This window comes from Joostella sp. CR20 (assembly GCF_038433465.1).
Lineage (GTDB): Bacteria > Bacteroidota > Bacteroidia > Flavobacteriales > Flavobacteriaceae > Galbibacter.
Genome location: NZ_JAESVF010000001.1, coordinates 278,932 through 298,143, shown reverse-complemented (window position 1 = coordinate 298,143; position 19,212 = coordinate 278,932). Strand labels below are relative to the sequence as shown.

Sequence of the window (19,212 nt, the reverse complement as noted above, 5' to 3'; positions counted from 1 at the left end):
TTTTTAGAGGTTTTTTGTTTTATTGACTAAATGTTGACTAGACTAAAAATAAAAAAGACCTAACTAATTGATTTACAATTAAAAAGGTCTTTCGTTATGTGCGGGTGAAAGGACTCGAACCTTCACACCTTGCGGCACTAGATCCTAAGTCTAGCGTGTCTACCAATTCCACCACACCCGCTCTGTGATTTGTGGGTGCAAATATAATTCAATTTTTCAATATTCAAACTTTATAATTAAAAAAACTTCTTTTTTTGTACATTTGAGATATAATAAAAGACTTCATGGAAAATTTACAGTCATATATCGATACGCATAAAGATCGATTTATTTCAGAACTTATAGAACTATTAAAAATCCCTTCTGTTAGTGCAGACCCAGCATTTTCTCAAGATGTATTAAATACTGCGGAAGCCGTAAAAGTAGCTTTAGATAAAGCAGGTTGTGAGCATGTAGAAGTTTGCGAAACTCCAGGGTATCCAATTGTTTACGGAGAAAAAATAATAGATGCATCGTTGCCAACAGTTTTAGTGTATGGGCATTACGATGTGCAACCACCAGACCCGTTAGATTTGTGGAATTCTCCACCTTTCGAACCTGTTATAAAAACAACCGATTTACATCCTGAAGGAGCAATTTTTGCACGTGGAGCTTGCGATGATAAAGGGCAAATGTATATGCATGTAAAAGCGTTGGAATATATGACGCAAACAGGAAACCTGCCTTGTAACGTTAAGTTTATGATTGAAGGGGAGGAAGAAGTTGGTTCGGAAAGTTTAGAATGGTTTGTGAAAAACAACCGAGAAAAACTTTCGAACGATGTAATCCTTATTTCTGACACAGGAATGATTGCTAAAGACGTTCCTTCTGTAACCACAGGATTACGCGGGTTGAGTTATGTTGAGGTAGAAGTTGTTGGCCCAAATAGAGATTTGCATAGCGGACTTTATGGTGGGGCAGTGGCAAATCCAATAAATGTGTTGACTAAAATGATTGCTGCGTTGCACGACGAAAACAATCACATTACTGTTCCTGGGTTTTACGATAAAGTAGCCGAACTTTCTGTAGAAGAAAGAGCCGAAATGGCAAAAGCTCCTTTTTCGCTGGACGAATATAAAGATGCATTAAATATTGAAGATGTTTATGGTGAAAAAGGTTATAGTACAAATGAACGCGGAAGTATTAGACCAACCTTAGATGTAAACGGAATTTGGGGCGGGTATACTGGCGAAGGAGCAAAAACTGTTATTGCGAGTAAGGCCTATGCTAAAATTTCGATGCGTCTAGTTCCCGATCAAGATTGGAAAGAAATTACCGAACTTTTCCAAGCCTATTTCGAAAGCTTGGCTCCAAAAGGAGTAAAAGTTATTGTAAAACCACATCATGGAGGGTATCCTTATGTAACTCCTATCGATAGTATTGGTTACCAAGCGGCGAGTAAAGCATATGAGGAAACCTTTGGGAAAACGCCAATTCCTCAGCGTAGTGGAGGGAGTATTCCTATCGTTTCGCTTTTTGAAAAAGAATTAAAAAGTAAAACTATTTTAATGGGCTTTGGTTTAAATAGCGATGCTATCCACTCGCCAAACGAACATTACGGTATTTGGAATTATTTAAAAGGGATTGAAACAATTCCTCATTTCTACAAACATTTTACGGAGTTGAGCAAGTAGTTTTCAGTAATAAAAATTTAAAACCTCCTCGAGATGCATCTTTTGAGGAGGTTTTTTTATGGCGTAGATTTCTGCAAATATTAACAGGAAATAGTACTATATTATCCTTAACACGTAAAAATGTTGCTAAATGGCAGTATTATTTTCAAATTTGAAAAGAATCAAATAAACCTAGACTCATGTTTGCAAGCAATGTATATGCTACTCGAAGAAATCAGTTGAAATCAGCATTAAAAAAAGGAGTTTTACTTTTTCCAGGAAATGGAGAGTTGGGGATGAACTGTAAGGATAATTGGTATCCTTTTCGTCAAGATAGCACCTTTTTATACTACACAGGAATCAATATTCCAGATTTGTATTTTGTGATAGATATTGAGAATGATGAAGAAATTTTGTTTGGAAACAATCCTACTCCCGAAGAAATAGTTTGGATTGGAGCAACTACGCCTTTGGAAGAAATGGCAAGCAAGGCAGAGATTAAAACAGTTTATCCGTTAAGTAAACTAGCCGATTATATTCAGAAGAAAAGCCAAAATACTAAGGTTCATTTTTTACCTCCATATCGTTCTGAAACAACTATTCAGCTTAGCGAATTATTAAATATTTCAGTGCAAGAAGTTACTGCAAAATCTTCTGTAGATTTTATAAAAGCGGTAGTCGCTCAACGTGAAATTAAATCGGAAATTGAGGTTGCTGAAATTCATAAAGCGGTAAATATTACTGCTGAAATGCATACACACGCTATTAAAAATGCGAGGTCTGGAAAAACAGAAAAACAAATTGCTGGCGAATTACAAGCCATTGCAATTGGTGGCGGTGGAAATATTTCGTTTCCTATAATTCTTACTATAAATGGACAGTATTTACACAACCACGCTACGGCAAATGTTATTCAAAACGGAGATTTGGTATTATGCGATTGTGGTGCCGAAACAGGTATGGGGTATGCTGGCGATATGACGCGAACTTTTCCCGCTTCAAAACAGTTTACACTACTTCAAAAAGAAGTGTATGATATTGTACTAAATACTCACGAAAGTGCTATTTCGGCGCTTAAACCTGGTGTGCTTTTTAAAGATGTGCATTTGTTGGCTTCTTCAAAATTGGTAGAAGGTCTAAAAGCGCTTGGACTGATGAAAGGCGATGCGTCTGAAGCTGTAGCGCAAGGAGCACATACATTGTTTTTTCAATGTGGCTTAGGACATATGATGGGACTTGATGTGCACGATATGGAAAACCTTGGAGAACCTTATGTAGGTTATACCGAAACTCTAAAAAAGAGCACAGAATTCGGGTTGAAATCGTTGCGATTAGGAAAAGCTTTAAAAGAGGGTTTTGTGTTAACAATTGAGCCTGGATTGTACTTTAATCCTTTTTTAATTGACGCGTGGCAAGCACAAGGAAAACACGAGGCATTTATTAATTATGACGAAGTAGCAAAGTTTAAAAATTTCGGAGGAATTCGCGTTGAAGAAGACTTTCTGATAACCAACACTGGTAGTCAGCTTTTAGGAGCACCACTGGCAAAAACTACCAACGAAATTGAAGCACTTATAAACGCATAAAACAAATTGAAAATGAAAAAATACTTTTGGCTCATTACGCTTTTTATTAGTATTCCTGTGTTGGTTTCGGCGCAAGATGACAAATTAACGCTTGATAGAATTTACAATTCTTCGGAGTTTAGAGGTTCTTACCAGCGACCTATTTCTTGGATTGCAAACGGCGATGCATTTGTAACGATTGAAAGGAATAATGCGGGAGAAGACCAACTTATAAAATATTTAAGTAAGAATAATGAGAAGAGTGTTTTTGTTACTGCGGAAGACTTAAAACCGAAAGGAAGTGACAAGGCATTGCGTATCGAGAATTTTAGTCTGTCCGACGACGAAAGCAAGGTGCTTATTTTTACAAATTCAAGCAGAGTTTGGCGTTCCAATACAAAAGGAGATTATTGGGTGTACGATTTCACTACAAAATCGTTGAAGCAGATAGGTGCTAAATTTCCATCATCGTCTTTAATGTTTGCTAAATTTTCGGGAGACAATAAATATGTTGCCTATGTACAGAATTTCAATTTGTATAAAGAAGATTTTAATACTGGAGCAATAACAGCCTTAACAACCGATGGAACAAAAGATATCATTAACGGAACTTTCGATTGGGTGTACGAAGAGGAGTTTGGAATGCGCGATGGTTTTTCATGGAGTCCAGATGCAAAACAAATTGCTTTTTGGCAACTCGATGCATCCAAAATTGGAACGTTTTATATGATTAATAATACCGATTCTATTTATTCAAAACCAATTCCAGTTCAATATCCAAAGGTAGGGCAAGACCCGTCGAGCACAAAAGTGGCGGTAGTAAATACAACTTCAAAAAATATTCAATGGATTGCTGTTCCAGGAGATCCTGTACAACATTATATTCCTGGGATGCAATGGGTAAATGCTGATTTGCTACTTATTCAGCAATTAAACAGAAAACAAAATGTATTAAATGTTTTTACGTATCAACCGTCTACAAATACTGTTAAAAAGATTTATACTGAAACAGAAGATACTTGGGTAGATATTGGTTACCCAGATGCTTCTGCAAACCAATGGGACGGAAATAAATTATTGCTAACCGATAACAATTCGTCTTTTTTAAGAATGACAGAAACCGACGGATGGCGACATGTTTACAAAGTGAATATTGCCAGCGGAAGTAAAACAGTGCTAACACCTGGAGATTACGATGTAGCTTCATTTTATGCAGTGTCGAAAGATAAATTGTTTTTCAGTGCTTCTCCAGAAGATGCAACACAACGTTATTTATACACTGTTCCGTTAAACGGAAAAGGAACTTTAAAGAGAATTACTCCGCAGTCGTTTAGCGGAATAAACACCTATGATGTTGCTCCAAACGGAGCTTATGCAATTCATCATCATACCAATGTAAACGAGCCTAGAACAACCCGTTTGATTGATTTACCAAAGCATGAAACTGTTATCACTTTGGAGGGGAACACTCATTTAAAAGAAAAGTTACAAACGCTTGCACTTCCTACAACTACTTTTTTTAAAGTGACCACTTCCGAAGGAATTGAAGTTGACGGGAGAATTACAAAACCAAAAGATTTTGATGCTACAAAAAAATATCCTGTTGTTTTTAATGTGTATGGCGAACCTTGGGGACAAGTAGCAAAAGATAGTTGGATAGGGTTGTACGATATTTTTTTAGCGCAACAAGGGTTTGTTGTTGTAAAAATGGATAATCGAGGAACACCTACTTTAAAAGGGAGTAAGTGGCGAAAATCTATTTACAGAAACGTAGGTGTTATCAATACCAAAGACCAAGCACTTGCAGCAAAAGAGGTTTTAAAATGGGACTTTATTGACACAGATAAAGTTGCCGTTTGGGGATGGAGCGGAGGCGGTTCTATGACCTTAAATTTAATGTTTAAATATCCAGAAATTTATAAAACAGGTATAGCAGTGGCGGCAGTTTCTAACCAATTGTTGTACGATAATGTATATCAAGAACGCTATATGGGCTTACCACAAGAAAATAAAGAAGACTTTATTGCAGGTTCGCCTATAACCTACGCTAAAAATCTAGAAGGGAACTTATTGGTAGTTCATGGAACGGGCGATGATAATGTGCATTACCAAAGCATGGAATATTTAATTAACGAATTGGTTAAGCAAAACAAGCAATTCGATTTAATGGTTTATCCAAACCGTTCTCACAGTATAAACGAAGGTCAAAATACATCAAGACATTTATATACGTTAATTACAAATTATTTGTTGAAGCATAACAAATAGCAAACAGTTTTAAGTTGGTTTATTCAAAAAGGGAGCAAAAATATTTATTTTGCTTCCTTTTTTTATACTGCTGATTTTCAGTAAAATATTTTAATAAAATGAAAATTATTGTAACAAATACAAGGTTTTAGCGTTATATATAGCATCAATCTAAAATCGACTATGTTATGATAAAAAACTTTTTCTGGATGTGTGCTGGCGCAGACACCGATTTGCTTTTGCAATGCCCAAAATCCGAACAAATAAAACAAGCAGGAATCGGTGGTACTGTATTTTTTACTGCAATAATGGCTTTCATTGCGTCTAGTTACGCACTTTATACTGTTTTCGATTCGGTTTATATCGCTACTTTTTTTGGACTCGTTTGGGGCTTGTTAATTTTTAATTTAGACAGGTTTATTGTTTCGACCATTAAAAAAAGTGGAGATTTTAAAACTGAATTTCTTCAGGGGTTACCAAGGTTGCTATTGGCGGTTATAATTGCAATTGTAATTGCAAAACCCTTAGAGTTGAAGATTTTTCAGAAGGAAATAGATCGTGTTTTATTAGAAGAAAAAAATCAGTTAACACTCGATAACCAATCGCAAATAGGTTTACAATTTACTCCTGAAATTGAAAAGATACAGGCAGATATTCTTCAGTTAAAAAAAGAAATTACAACCAAAGAAGATGAGGTAAATTCGTTGTATGAAACTTATATTGCTGAAGCGGAAGGGCGAGAAGGAACTTTGAAGTTAGGAAAAGGGCCTGTTTATAAAGAGAAGCGTGAAAAACACGATACTGCATTGGCGTCTTTGCAAGAGTTAAAAGTTGCCAATCAAGCCAAAATAGCCGAGAAAGAAGCGCAATTATTGGCTTTGGACGCTCAGTTAAAAGAAAAAGTTTCGACTACTCAACCAGTTATCGACGGATTTGATGGTTTAATGGCGCGATTAAATGCGTTAGATAAGTTGCCGTGGCTTCCTTCATTTTTTATATTTCTACTGTTTTTAGCGATTGAAACAACTCCAATCTTTTCAAAGTTGTTAGCGCCTAGAGGGGTGTACGATATAAAGTTGCAAGACGAAGAAGATTTGGTAAAAAGTTGGGCGACGCAAAAAGCCTATCAAAGAGAAAAACAACTCGTAGCAGATGCCGAAATTAATGATAAAGTTTATGAAGATTTATCTGCGGAAGAAGAATTATATTCTTATAAAAAGAAAATAGCCAGAGAGGTGATGCAACTCCAAGCAGATGCTTTTTACAAACAACAAAAGGGAAACTTGTAATGTTAAACAGTTTCGTTTTGTAGCGGAAATGAAGCCTCCGTTTTGAATCCGCTTGCGTTTAAAGAAAAATCGATATTCCCGTTAATTTTATTAAAGCGTTGTTTTAAGCTTTCAAGTCCGACACCTTTACTCGATTTTTTCGCGATGCTTTTTACGCCATCATTTTCTAATACCAAAGCACAAGTTGTATCGGTAAACCTAATGGCAATGCTTAAATTTTTGGCATCTGCGTGTTTAATGGTGTTCGAAATGGTTTCTTTTAATAGATGAAAAACCGTTTGTTGTTGTTCTGAAGAAAGGATGCTTGTGAGCTTTTCTTTGGCTTCGTTGTTGAGTAATAAATGAATTTTTAAAAGTCCGACTTCTTCAAATCGAGATTGTAAACTGTCTAAATATTCAACAATATTTAAAGAGATATTTTCATCTTTTCCGTGTATTAATTGATGCGAAAAGCTTCTAGATTCTTGGTAAAGCGCATCCACTTCATCAATAATTACATTCAACTTATCGATGTTTTTTTGGATGGTGGCTTTATCTCTATAATCGGTTACCAAATATTTTAGGGCAAGTAAATTTCCTAAATATTCATTGTGTATTTGCTCGCCAATTTCTTTACGGTTGTCCTTCATTTTACGGTCTACATCCTCTAATGATTCCTCGAGTAAGCGAATACGTTTGTTGTAAACTTCTTCGTCTATCAATCTTTTAATTCGGCTTTCTTTGGCTCTTATCACTCCAATTCCAATAATCAGTAAAATCAAAAGTGTAGTCGTAGCGTACAAAATAATGTTTCTGTTTCTATCCTCTTGAATATGATTTTCGAGTTCTAATATTTTGAGCTCTTTGGAGTGAGCGTTGTATTTTTTTTCAGCATTTGCAATCATCCCTTGGTATTTGTAGATATTTTGCGTAATAGCAGTTTCGTGCTCTTGCTCGTGTAAAAAGTCGGCTTTATCGATATCTCCCTTTTTTAAATAGGCTTTGTAAAGTGCTTTTATAAGAAGCTCTTTGTACAAGTTTTCCACAGGGTTGTTAATCTCTTCATTTTTGGTAAAACTATAAGCTTCTTCCAATTGCCCTTTGTGAACTTGCAACAGTGCCTGTATTATGTTTATTGGGTATGGGGAGATCAAGTATTCATTATGTATTAAAGCTTCTGTATTAACTTTACTGAATAGACTATCGGCTTTTTCAAAATCTTTGTTGAGGTAGGCAATATAAGATGCTCTCAAATAGTACATGTCGTCCCAATCGTTTGTTTTAGATTGGTAAATGTTTTTATGTTTCTGAAAAGTTTCTTCAGCTTCTTTTAGAACCAAACTATCTCTGGTGTCAATATACTTTAAAATGGGCGCTTCTACTTCTTTGTCTTTCGCATAGGTTCGGATATGGTCTTTAAACATTGAAGTGGAATAAAGTTGCGCTACAGAATCGGTTTTTTTATAACTTTCTATAGCTTCTTTAAACTGAAAAGTTTGAAAATAAGCAAACGAAAGCGACGAATATACATTTGCCAAATACTCTGGATATTCAACCTTGTCGGCATCTTCTATAATGGTGTTTAGTCGTTCGATGGCTTTTCCGTATCTGTTGGCGCCAATATCGTGAACAGCCTCGATTGCATTTCTTATAAAAAGCTGATAAAAATGTCCTTTTTCTTTTTCCTGAACCAACATTTTTACTGAATCTCCGTACTTGAGCGTTTGTGTAGTATCGGTGTGGTTGTGATTAAAATTGTACAGCATCAACATAAAATACGCATCAATTTTATCGTCGGTTGAAAGTGGAGCAGTGTTTTTCTTAATAATTTCGATGAGCGAATCCTTTTCTCTATCAAATTCAGGATAAAATAAAGAGTTGTGGTCTATCATCCGTAAAAGCTCCATCAGCTTGATATTTTCTCTATTTGCAGGTTTTAAAGTGTCTTCTACTTTGTCGTAGAAAGCCTTGCTCACACTGTATTGCGACATGCAATATGGTGCGTACATAACAAGTAAGAGTAATAGGAATTTTTTCAGCATACAACCTTTTTAAAGACTTAAAAACTGATGTGTGTCAATTTTAAAGTTCAATATTAAGTATAAAATAGATAATTTGCTAAAATTTAGATAATTTCCTACGCTTAAATAAATATAATTTGGTTTATATGCTTAAAATATGGAAGTTATGTTGAGGCTATATTTTTAACCAATTCAGCAGGATTTTGTTAAACTAATTATATAATGTTGTTAGTTTTTGAACTATGGGTTTTATCTTTGCCAACATTAATTTTGTGGCTAAAATCAACAGCTGTAAAACCTTTTAATTGTTATGAATATAGACAGTGTAAACCAACAAATACAAGTTCAAAGAGAAAAATTATTAGCACATTCTTTGTATAAAAACATTCAATCACCAGAAGATTTACAGACCTTTTTAAAACACCATGTGTTTGCTGTTTGGGATTTTATGTCGCTTTTAAAAGCTCTTCAAAACAATTTAACTTGTACAACTTTGCCGTGGAAACCTGTTGGAAATCCTGTAACAAGATATTTAATAAATGAAATTGTTTTAGGTGAAGAAACCGATGTTGATGACGAAGGATTGTATAAAAGTCATTATGAAATGTATTTGGAGGCAATGGATGTTTGTGGCGCTTCAACTACTCAAATCAACAGTTTTGTTTCGCAATTAACCGATGTTGACAGTGTACAAAGGGTTTTAGAAAGTAGTAATTTACCCAATTCAATAAAAGAGTTTTTACAGTTTACATTTCAATTAATTGCTGAAGGCAAACCGCATAAAATTGCTGCTGCTTTCACTTTTGGTCGTGAAGATTTAATTCCAGATATGTTTACGGCAATTTTAAAAGACATGCAACAAGAGTATCCTTCAATTAATTTGAAAAAATTGGTGTATTATTTTGAAAGACATATTGAAGTTGATGGTGATACACATGGGCCATTGGCGTACAAAATGGTTGAAGAACTCTGCGGAAACGACACAGAAAAATGGGAGGAAGTACAGGCGGTTGCTATAGCTTCTCTGGAAAAGCGAATTGTACTTTGGGATGGAATTTTAGCTGAAATTAACGTGCAAACTCATGCGTAAATTAAATTAATTCCCTGCTAATTGTTCAAATAATAGTAAATTGCAGAGTGAAGCTAAACAGCTTTATTTATACGCCCTATACCTACATAAAATTTAAAACAAATGAAAAAATACTATAGCCTTTTAGTAGTTGTTTTGTTGTTTGTAGGGTGTAAAACCCAACAAACTTCAGTAGCGAATCAGTCTGTTTCAGAAAATAAAAGTTTAAATTATTTAGCACTTGGCGATAGTTACACTATTGGCGAAAGTGTGTGCGAGAGTTGTAGTTTTCCGATACAGTTAATGGCTAAAATTGCGGAAGATTACAATGCGAAAGTAAATTTGGAAGTCATCGCCAAAACAGGGTGGACAACTTCCAATCTTATTCAGGCGATTAAAGACGAAAAACCTACTGCAAATTTCGATTTGGTTACGCTTTTAATCGGAGTGAACAATCAATATCAAGGCAAAGATTTTTCTTTATATGAAGAAGATTTTCCTGCGCTTCTTCAAAAAGCAATTCAGCTTGCAAGTGGCGATATAAAAAAAGTTATTGTTGTTTCTATTCCTGATTATGCCTACACGCCTTTCGGTCAGCAAAAAGGAAATACAGAAATGATTTCTTCGGAAATAGATGCGTACAATGTCTTTGCAAAGCGTACAGCAGAAAGAGCAGGGGTGAGCTTTGTTAATATAACTGATATTTCTCGCTTAGGACTTAAAAATGAAACTTTAGTAGCTTCCGATGGGTTGCATCCTTCCAAAGAAGCGTATAGTAGTTTTGTAACGCAAATTTTGTTTGAAATTCGCCAGAAGAATTATATTAAATAACCTCAGTTTGCTCTATATGTCTATACATTGTAGTTTTAACTAAATGTATTTCAGTTATTCAAAAATGCTTTCATTTTTGTCTTGACACAAAAACGAAACAAAAAAGTCAAGACTGATTTAAAAAGCATCAGAAAATCTACGGAAACAACCGCCACAGATAAAAAAGAACTCGCTCTGCTCAAACAGTTTTTTATCTTTTAACCCACGCTGCTTCCTTGATTTTCAATACTTTTTAAATAGGTCAATTTTATTACATATTTATTATTCTAATGTCGAACTCACGTTATATAAAAAATGCAAATTCTGAAAAATCTGAATTTGCATTTTAAATTGTATTGTTACAGCGTGTGTTTTACACCTCTGGAGCAAGTTCTACTTCGAGTCCGTCTAAATCGTCTGTCATTTGAATTTGGCACCCTAGTCGGCTATTGTCTTTAACATTAAATGCTTCTGCAAGCATTAAATCTTCATCGTAGCTCATTTCTGGTAGCGTATGGTCTGAGGTTACATAGCATTGGCATGATGCACACATTGCCATCCCTCCACAAACACCAATGGTTCCTTCTGGAGCAAGTTCGTAGGAGCGTACCACTTCCATTAAATTCATAGCCATGTCGATTGGCGCTTCTACCTGATGTACAACACCTTCTCGGTCGGTTATTTTGATAGTAATATCGGACATTATATTTTTAATTTAAAACTGCAAAAATAGATAAAACTTCCTTGAAAAACTACAATTACTCTACTAAATTAGTAGGTTTTTAATTGATTGATTTTACTACAGGCTTTTCAGCTTCTTTTCGTGTGCCATCAAAGCCGTCTACACCGCTTACGGTAGTGTATTTCATTACGTATTTTTTATCTGGAAAAATACGTTTGTAGGCACTTTGGCACATTAAAGTAGCTTCGTGGAAACCACATAAAATAAGTTTTAATTTCCCAGGATAAGTGTTTACATCGCCAATAGCGTAGATACCCGGAATGTTTGTTTGATAGTCTAGCGTATTATCAACTTTAATAGCATTTTTCTCGATTTCGAGTCCCCAATTGGCAATAGGACCTAATTTTGGCGAAAGTCCGAAAAGTGGAATAAAATGGTCGAGTGCTAAATCAAACTCGTTTTCATTTTGTTTGATGGTAATGCTTTCGAGTTTCTCGTTTCCTTTTAAGGCGGTAACTTCTGCAGGCGTGACGAGATTAATTTTGCCTAATTTTTTTAGTTCTTCTACTTTTTCTACGGAATCGAGGGCGCCTCTAAATTCGTTTCTTCGATGAATGAGAGTTACTTCTTTGGCAACATCGGCTAAGAAGATACTCCAGTCTAAAGCAGAATCACCTCCGCCAGCAATGGCAACTTTTTTATCGCGGTAAATTTCTGGATCGCGAATAATATATTCTACTCCGTTATCTTCAAATTTTTCGATGTTTTCGAGCTGAGGTTTTCTCGGCTCAAAACTTCCTAATCCGCCAGCAATAGCAACTACTTTTGCTTGATGCTTGGTGCCTTTGTTGGTGGTAACAATAAAAGAATCGTCGTCTTGCTTTTCTATGGTTTCTGCTCTTTCTCCAAGGGTAAAACCAGGTTCGAACGATTCGATTTGCTTCATAAGGTTGTCTACCAAATCGCCTGCTAAAACTTCTGGAAATCCTGGGATATCGTAAATTGGTTTTTTAGGATAGATTTCGGAACACTGCCCGCCAGGTTGCGGAAGCGCATCGATAAGATGACATTTTAGTTTTAGAAGACCAGCTTCAAAAACAGTAAATAGTCCTGTAGGACCAGCACCGATGATGAGGATGTCTGTTTGAATCATTCGAAAATAACATTTGAAGGCAAAAGTTTTAAAACGATTGCTTTATTTATTGTAATCTTTTTTGCGTAAGGGATTGCGCCTTTGTTTGAGCTCTTTTAGAAAAGAATATTTCTAAAAAGCGAGTGGCAAAAGCCCGGTTTCTATGAGACTATTTGAGAAGTAGCTAAATGCGTTACTGTTGAAGTCTCATAGAAATACGCCCAAATTATTCTACGTTTATTACTTGCTCTATCTGCGGAACGTACTTTTTAATGGTCATTTCCACACCACTTTTTAGGGTCATTTGGTTTACACTGCACCCTACGCAAGCCCCTTCGAGTCTAACGTTTACTACTTTATCGTTGTCGATGGAAACAAGGCTAATGTTTCCGCCGTCGCTCTCTAAAAACGGTCTGATTTCTTCGAGGGCTTTTTGTACGTTTAATTTAACTTCTTCCGACGTCATTGCTATAAAATTATTTTTTTGAAACTGCCGAACAACCCGCCATTGTGGTTATTTTGATAGCTTCTGTAGGAGGTAAACTTTTGTTACGGCTCACTACTTCTTGTACGATATTTTTTGTTATGTCTATAAACGACTCTTCTAACGGAGTGCCATCTTGTAGGGCTGCTGGACGACCGTAGTCTCCTGCTTCGCGAATGCTTTGCACTAGCGGAATTTCTCCTAAAAATGGTACGTTTAAGTCGTTAGACAAGTTTTTGGCTCCTTCCTTACCAAAGATGTAATATTTGTTGTCTGGAAGTTCTTCTGGGGTAAAGTAAGCCATGTTTTCGATGATTCCTAAAACGGGCACATTGATGCTTTCTTGTTGGAACATTGCAACTCCTTTTTTGGCATCGGCAAGGGCAACATTTTGAGGGGTACTTACCACAACGGCACCAGTAATAGGTAACGATTGCATGATGCTCAAGTGAATGTCTCCTGTTCCTGGAGGAAGGTCGATAAGTAAGAAATCGAGTTCGCCCCAAGCGGCATCAAAAATCATTTGATTTAGCGCTTTGGCAGCCATAGGGCCTCTCCAAATTACGGCTTGGTTTGGTTGCGTAAAGAACCCGATTGAAAGTATTTTTACACCATAACTTTCGATAGGTTTCATTTTAGATTTTCCGTCAACGTTTATTGCTAAAGGTTTGTCGTTTACAACATCAAACATTATTGGCGCTGATGGTCCGTAAATATCGGCATCTAAAAGTCCAACATTGAATCCCATTTTTGAAAGGGTTACTGCCAAATTTGAGGTAACGGTAGATTTTCCTACACCTCCTTTTCCAGAAGCAACAGCAACAATGTTTTTGATGCCTGGAATGGCTTTCCCTTTAATTTCTGGTTTTTCGGTTTTTTCTACTTTGATGTTAACTTTTACTTTGGCTTTTTGGTAAACTTTATCGTGTATGGTTTTAAGTATTTCTACTTCTGTTTTTTTCTTGGCTTGAAGGCTAGGGTTGTTTATGGTGATATCTACAACTACTTCATCGCCAAATGTCATAACATTGGTAACAGCACCACTTTCTATCATGTTTTTTCCTTCACCAGGAGCGGAAATCGTTTCGAGTGCTTTTAGTACTTCTTTTTTATCTATTTTCATGTTTAATTTTTCTTATGCATTGTCGTAAAACGACGTTCAATTTTTGAGAAGATTATTAAAATAAATTGCTGGGTGTTAGGATGCTAACTTCGTTAAAAATTGCATTTATTTTAAACTCATTCTAAATTACAAAGATACATATTTAAACTTTAAAAGTTAATAGTTGATGGTTTAAAGTTGAACGTTTAAAGTTTGTCTATAATTGAAGATTTTTAAAAGTTTTTGTTTGAAACTTAAATTATAAAAGCTCAACCGATGGATCCCAAAAATGTTTGTCGAAATTTTGTATTTGGTTGTCTTTTACAACAACGCCTTCGCTTTCTAATAATTGTTGCATAAGATTGGTGCCTTGAAAATGATGTTTACCAGTTAAAACACCTTTTCTGTTAACCACTCTGTGTGCAGGAATATCATCTTGTAAATGACTTCCATTCATGGCGTAACCCACCATTCGGGCGCTGCGTGCAGCTCCAAGGTATTTTGCAATTGCTCCGTATGAAGTGACTCTACCAAACGGAATTTGCTTGGCAACTGTATAAACACGTTCAAAGAAGTTTTTGTTTTCCATTACGAGTAGAATAATCGGAGAAAGGTAATGATAAGTAACACCGCCATTAACGCACTTAAAATGTAGTCGGAATAGCGCGAAAAAGTATCAGTGCGCTCTTGAAGTTTATCAAAATAAAACACATACATGTACAGCATAGCGAAGGTTCCTAAACCTGCAGCGATAATGAATACAAGGATATCCCAAAGCTGAAATTTTATCCATCCAGAAACATTCCAAGCAGCGTTGAGTCCGCAGAAATATGCAATAGGTAAAACGTTTAATGCCGAGATAAGCATCCCTTTAAAAAATACATTTTTACGACTTTTAATTTTTACTTTCCGCTGCGGTTTTGCTTCTTTTTTTTGTTTCGCTAGAATAAAAAAGTACACCGCAAAAAACGCAAATACTACCAGCGCAATTTTTAAAAGAATATCAATTACAGCTGGATTTTTATAAAGATATTTTGAAATTAACACCCCAATGTACGCCTGAAAAATTACCGTTGTTGAAGCGCCCAGTGAAAAAATAATTCCACTAGTTTTTCCTTTTTTTGCACTTGTTTTGGCAGCTGTAATATTAATGAGTCCAGGAAAAACCACCGCCATTAAAGAAGCCGAAAACGTTGCGAAAAATAGGATGAATAAATGCGACATTAGTTGGGTTTAAATTGAATGTATGTAATTGGTTTTCCTATTTCGAGGTATTGCTTTTCATAGAAAGTTTGTATGGAGGTAACAACTTCTGGACTTCCTTCGTTTTTGTACACATTGTGGTTGGCATACAGTACTTGGTAACCCAATCCGTGGAGCAAACCTAGTGTGTAACCATGCATAAATTCGCTATCGGTTTTTAAATGTACAATTCCATTTTCATTTAAAATAGCATTGTATCGATTTAAAAAATTAGCATTGGTAAGTCTATGCTTGGTACGCTTGTATTTAATTTGCGGGTCTGGAAAAGTAATCCAAATTTCGTCGACTTCATTTTCGTCAAAAATGTACTCTATAAGCTCAATTTGTGTTCTAATAAAGGCTACATTTTCGAGCTTGTCCTCTTCGGCAGTTTTAGCGCCACGCCAAAAACGAGCCCCTTTAATGTCGATGCCGATGTAGTTTTTGTGCGGTTCTCTTTTGGCTAGATTTACGGTGTATTCACCTTTTCCACAGCCCAGTTCAAGAACAATAGGATTGTCATTTTTAAAAAAAGATTTTTTCCATTGTCCTTTTAGGTCAAATTTTCCTTCAACCAATTCGTCGCGTGTTGGCTGAATAACATTCGAAAATGTTTCATTCTCCTTAAAACGCTTTAGTTTGTTTTTACTCCCCACAACAATTATTTAATTAAAAGGCAAAATTAAGGAAATCTTTCACAGTTAAAAATTAACTTCCTTTGTAGTTATGGTTACAAAGAAAAAAATTCTTGTAGCGCCCTTAAATTGGGGACTTGGTCATGCCACAAGATGTATTCCGATTATTCGTGCTTTACTTGCTGAAAATTTTGAACCCATTATTGCATCAGATGGGGAAGCATACGCTTTGCTTTTAAAAGAATTTCCAACGCTTACTTTTATTGAATTGCCTTCATATAAAATAAAATATGCTGAAAAAGGAAAGCATTTTAAATTGAAGATGCTTTGGGATTCTCCTAAAATTTTAAAAGCGATTAAAAAAGAAAAAAAACGCACCAAGGTTTTAGTGAAGGCATTGCAGTTAGACGGAATCATCTCCGACAATCGATTGGGTGTGTATTCCAAAAAAGTCCCTTCGGTTTTTATTACGCATCAATTAAATGTGTTAACAGGAAATACAACCTGGTTTAGTTCAGAAATTCATCAGAAAATAATAAAAAAATTTAACGAATGTTGGGTGCCCGACGTTGTTGGAACACCAAATTTAAGTGGGAAACTCGGACATGTTAAAAAAACAGATTTAAAACTGAAATACATAGGTCCGTTAAGTAGACTCGAACCAAAAGAGTTGCCAAAAAAGTACGATTTGATGGTGATTATTTCGGGGCCAGAGCCACAACGTTCAATGTTGGAAAGTAAGCTACTTATTGAAACGCAAAAATTTTCAGGTAATGTGCTGTTTGTTCGCGGGAAGATTGAAGCCGAGCAACATGTGTGTAAAGAAGGAAATGTAGAGGTGTATAATTATATGAATTCTGTTCAGCTAGAAAAAGCTTTTAACGAGAGTACGTTGGTGTTGAGTCGTTCTGGTTATACAACCGTACTCGATTTAGCAAAGCTGAAGAAAAAAGCATTTTTTATTCCAACACCTGGGCAGTACGAACAAGAATATCTTGCCGAGCGCTTGGCAGATGAACAGCTTGTTCCGTATTGCAATCAAGAAGATTTTAAAATTGAAATGTTAGCAATGGTGAGTGCTTACAAAGGGTTTGCCGATTTCGAATCAACTGTCGAGCTTGGGAGTCTTTTTGGCCTTTTCCAAGGTAAATGAAAACTCCGAACCAACGCCAAAAACACTTTCTACATAAATTTTTTCTTTGTGCGCTTCGATAATGTGTTTTACAATCGAGAGTCCTAATCCAGAACCACCCTCTTTTCTGCTTCCGCTTTTATCCACACGATAGAAACGTTCGAAAAGGCGAGGGATGTTTTGTTTTTCAATTCCTTCACCGTTATCGGTAACACGAACTATAACTTTGTTTTTTACAAGGTTTTCGATGCTAATTTCGGTTGTTCCGCCTTCTTTTCCGTATTTAATAGAGTTTACAATAAGGTTGGTAAGCACTTGTTGGATACGCTCTTTGTCGGCATGTACATAAATAGGTTCTTGGTATTCACTATCAAACGTAAGTGTAATTTTCTTTTTGTTGGCTTTCATTTCCATCAAATCGAAAGTAGCCTGTGTGAGTTCTACAATATCAAATTCTTCGCGTTGGAGGTTTAAATCGCCTGCTTCCAATTTGGTAATCATATCCAAATCTTTCACAATATAAATTAGTCTTTCTACCCCTTTACTGGCTCTTGTAAGGTATTTTTTTCTGATAACTTTGTCGTCCATCGCACCATCTAATAAAGTTAAAATATAACCCTGAACGGTAAAAAGAGGAGTTTTTAACTCATGAGAAACGTTCCCGATAAACTCTTTTCGGTAGCCTTCACGAATTTTTAAAGTCTCAATTTCTAGTTTTTTATTGGCAGCAAATTTTTCAATTTCTTCAGTAAGCGTACGCATATCGGTAGTGATAGGCTGCTCTTGGAAGTTGGTCGATTCGAGTAAAGAAACGTCGTCGTATATTTTTTTAACACGTTTGTAGATGAATTTTTCTACTCTATACTGAATGATAAAAAAGGAAATAATAAAAATACACAAGATGAGTATGAAAGCAAATAAAGGCCCTTTGAGTTCAAAATAAAAGAAAAGTGAAACAATGAAAGTTGCGGCTGCAGTTATCATTGCGGAAGAGCGTAGTGCAAAGCGGTACGATTTTTTTAATTTGGTTTCCAAGGGGTTGCTTTTGAAATTTGTTGCGTTTGAATGTTATTTCTGGCTAAAGGTATAAAATAAAGATGACAGATTTAGGCTGTACATTTACAAACCAAAATCCATCATTTTTAATTTCTCAAAGGCTTACTTTGAGTTTATTTTATGCGATGTTTTTGTTACAATACAAATTTGTAACCCACACCTTTTACAGTTTTAAAGTGGTCGTCGCCAATTTTTTCGCGAAGTTTACGGATATGGACATCGATAGTTCTTCCGCCAACAATAACTTCGTTACCCCACACTTTATCTAAAATTTCGTCTCTTTTAAATACTTTTCCAGGTCGGCTAGCAAGCAATGAAAGCAATTCGAACTCCTTTCTCGGAAGGATAATTTCGTCTCCCGCTTGAATAATTTTGTATTCGTCGCGATTAATAGTGATGTTTCCTACCTTAACGATACTTTCAACAGGTTCTTCTTCCTCTTTTAAACGTCTTAAAAGTGCTTTTACTTTACTTACCAATACTTTAGGTTTGATAGGTTTTGTGATGTAATCATCGGCACCTGCATCAAAACCAGCTACTTGCGAGTAGTCTTCGCCACGAGCAGTTAAAAAAGTAATAATGGTGTCTTTTAGGTCGGTTGATTTTCTAATTTGTTCACATGTTTCGATACCGTCCATTTCTGGCATCATCACATCGAGAATAATAAGGTGTGGTTTTTCCTTTTTAGCTTTAGCAATGGCTTCAACACCATTTTTTGCTGTAGAAACGTTATATCCTTCTGATGATAAATTGTAGCCTACAATCTCTAAAATATCTGGTTCGTCATCAACCAAAAGGATTTTAATTTCTCTTTTTTTCATGTGCTTAAAGTTATTGTTCTTTAAAAACCGCCTTGTGAGTTTTTAAATATAACTTATAGATTATAAGTTACTTAAATTGTTTAAAGCGATGTTTTCTGAGCTCAAAAGTAAAGATAATATTAAAATCTGAAAGCAGTTAACAATGATTTAATATGGTAACATAAATGTAACATTGGGCTGACTTATGTTTAACACGCGGGTAACTTCCTTTTTGCATATGCCTTGTTTATTTGCATCGGAATTAAAATCGAAACGTAAAGGCATGTTTTTAGTAATGTGCTGACTAACAAACAC

17 protein-coding genes and 1 tRNA gene are annotated in these 19,212 nt (G+C 35.6%); 7 read left to right on the top strand and 11 right to left on the bottom strand.

What is annotated here, in order from left to right; genetic code table 11:
- Positions 1 to 99: 99 nt before the first annotated feature.
- Positions 100 to 181 (bottom strand) — tRNA-Leu (locus JMA43_RS01320).
- Positions 182 to 284: 103 nt separating this feature from the next.
- Here JMA43_RS01320 and JMA43_RS01315 point away from each other — a divergent pair.
- The 4 genes from JMA43_RS01315 (at position 285) to JMA43_RS01300 (ending at position 6,753) form a co-directional block, all read left to right on the top strand.
- Positions 285 to 1,673 (top strand): dipeptidase, encoded by a 1,389-nt coding sequence (locus tag JMA43_RS01315; RefSeq protein ID WP_342154155.1) that lies wholly within the window; start codon positions 285 to 287, stop codon positions 1,671 to 1,673.
- Positions 1,674 to 1,852: 179 nt separating this feature from the next.
- Positions 1,853 to 3,238, top strand: coding sequence for an aminopeptidase P family protein (locus JMA43_RS01310; RefSeq protein ID WP_342154153.1), 1,386 nt, complete (start codon positions 1,853 to 1,855; stop codon positions 3,236 to 3,238).
- A 12-nt stretch (positions 3,239 to 3,250) separates the two neighbouring features.
- The gene (locus JMA43_RS01305) at positions 3,251 to 5,485 is read left to right on the top strand and encodes a S9 family peptidase (RefSeq protein ID WP_342154151.1); all 2,235 of its coding nucleotides are present in this window, start codon (positions 3,251 to 3,253) and stop codon (positions 5,483 to 5,485) included.
- Positions 5,486 to 5,652: 167 nt separating this feature from the next.
- Positions 5,653 to 6,753 carry a DUF4407 domain-containing protein gene (locus tag JMA43_RS01300; RefSeq protein WP_342154149.1) on the top strand — a complete coding sequence of 367 codons (1,101 nt, stop codon included), beginning with the start codon at positions 5,653 to 5,655 and terminating at the stop codon, positions 6,751 to 6,753.
- Positions 6,754 to 6,755: 2 nt separating this feature from the next.
- Here JMA43_RS01300 and JMA43_RS01295 read toward each other — a convergent pair whose 3' ends face one another.
- Positions 6,756 to 8,774, bottom strand: a complete 2,019-nt coding sequence (locus tag JMA43_RS01295) for a sensor histidine kinase (RefSeq protein WP_342154148.1) — start codon at positions 8,772 to 8,774, stop codon at positions 6,756 to 6,758.
- 289 nt (positions 8,775 to 9,063) lie between these two features.
- On the opposite strand from JMA43_RS01295, the gene JMA43_RS01290 reads away from it, so the two are divergent.
- The gene (locus JMA43_RS01290; RefSeq protein ID WP_342154146.1) at positions 9,064 to 9,843 is read left to right on the top strand and encodes a DUF3050 domain-containing protein; all 780 of its coding nucleotides are present in this window, start codon (positions 9,064 to 9,066) and stop codon (positions 9,841 to 9,843) included.
- Positions 9,844 to 9,945: 102 nt separating this feature from the next.
- Positions 9,946 to 10,653 (top strand): SGNH/GDSL hydrolase family protein, encoded by a 708-nt coding sequence (locus tag JMA43_RS01285; protein WP_342154144.1) that lies wholly within the window; start codon positions 9,946 to 9,948, stop codon positions 10,651 to 10,653.
- A 352-nt stretch (positions 10,654 to 11,005) separates the two neighbouring features.
- On the opposite strand, the gene JMA43_RS01280 is transcribed toward JMA43_RS01285, so the two are convergent.
- The 7 genes from JMA43_RS01280 to trmB form a co-directional block, all read right to left on the bottom strand.
- Positions 11,006 to 11,335 carry a ferredoxin gene (locus JMA43_RS01280; protein ID WP_342154142.1) on the bottom strand — a complete coding sequence of 110 codons (330 nt, stop codon included), beginning with the start codon at positions 11,333 to 11,335 and terminating at the stop codon, positions 11,006 to 11,008.
- A 79-nt stretch (positions 11,336 to 11,414) separates the two neighbouring features.
- A complete protein-coding gene (locus JMA43_RS01275; protein ID WP_342154140.1) occupies positions 11,415 to 12,467 on the bottom strand; it encodes an NAD(P)/FAD-dependent oxidoreductase in 1,053 nt (350 codons plus the stop codon).
- A gap of 205 nt (positions 12,468 to 12,672) precedes the next feature.
- Positions 12,673 to 12,912, bottom strand: coding sequence for a NifU family protein (locus tag JMA43_RS01270; RefSeq protein WP_342154138.1), 240 nt, complete (start codon positions 12,910 to 12,912; stop codon positions 12,673 to 12,675).
- A 10-nt stretch (positions 12,913 to 12,922) separates the two neighbouring features.
- Complete coding sequence (locus tag JMA43_RS01265; RefSeq protein ID WP_342154136.1) at positions 12,923 to 14,053, bottom strand: Mrp/NBP35 family ATP-binding protein; 1,131 nt, start codon at positions 14,051 to 14,053, stop codon at positions 12,923 to 12,925.
- A 238-nt stretch (positions 14,054 to 14,291) separates the two neighbouring features.
- Positions 14,292 to 14,621: an MGMT family protein gene (locus JMA43_RS01260; RefSeq protein WP_342154134.1), complete on the bottom strand. Its 330-nt coding sequence runs from the start codon at positions 14,619 to 14,621 to the stop codon at positions 14,292 to 14,294.
- Positions 14,621 to 15,256, bottom strand: coding sequence for a LysE family transporter (locus JMA43_RS01255; RefSeq protein WP_342154132.1), 636 nt, complete (start codon positions 15,254 to 15,256; stop codon positions 14,621 to 14,623). Before JMA43_RS01255 ends, JMA43_RS01260 begins: the two co-directional genes overlap by 1 nt.
- Positions 15,256 to 15,930, bottom strand: a complete 675-nt coding sequence (gene trmB, locus JMA43_RS01250; RefSeq protein WP_342154131.1) for a tRNA (guanosine(46)-N7)-methyltransferase TrmB — start codon at positions 15,928 to 15,930, stop codon at positions 15,256 to 15,258. Before trmB ends, JMA43_RS01255 begins: the two co-directional genes overlap by 1 nt.
- Positions 15,931 to 16,000: 70 nt before the next feature.
- Here trmB and JMA43_RS01245 point away from each other — a divergent pair, with 70 nt between their 5' ends.
- A complete protein-coding gene (locus JMA43_RS01245) occupies positions 16,001 to 17,062 on the top strand; it encodes a glycosyltransferase (RefSeq protein ID WP_342154129.1) in 1,062 nt (353 codons plus the stop codon).
- Here JMA43_RS01245 and JMA43_RS01240 read toward each other — a convergent pair.
- Together JMA43_RS01240 and JMA43_RS01235 are read right to left on the bottom strand one after the other, a co-directional pair.
- On the bottom strand, positions 17,015 to 18,076 hold the full coding sequence (locus tag JMA43_RS01240) for a sensor histidine kinase (protein WP_342154126.1): 1,062 nt from the start codon (positions 18,074 to 18,076) through the stop codon (positions 17,015 to 17,017). The genes JMA43_RS01245 and JMA43_RS01240 overlap by 48 nt on opposite strands.
- 155 nt (positions 18,077 to 18,231) lie before the next feature.
- Complete coding sequence (locus JMA43_RS01235) at positions 18,232 to 18,918, bottom strand: response regulator transcription factor (RefSeq protein ID WP_342154124.1); 687 nt, start codon at positions 18,916 to 18,918, stop codon at positions 18,232 to 18,234.
- Positions 18,919 to 19,212 lie beyond the last annotated feature (294 nt).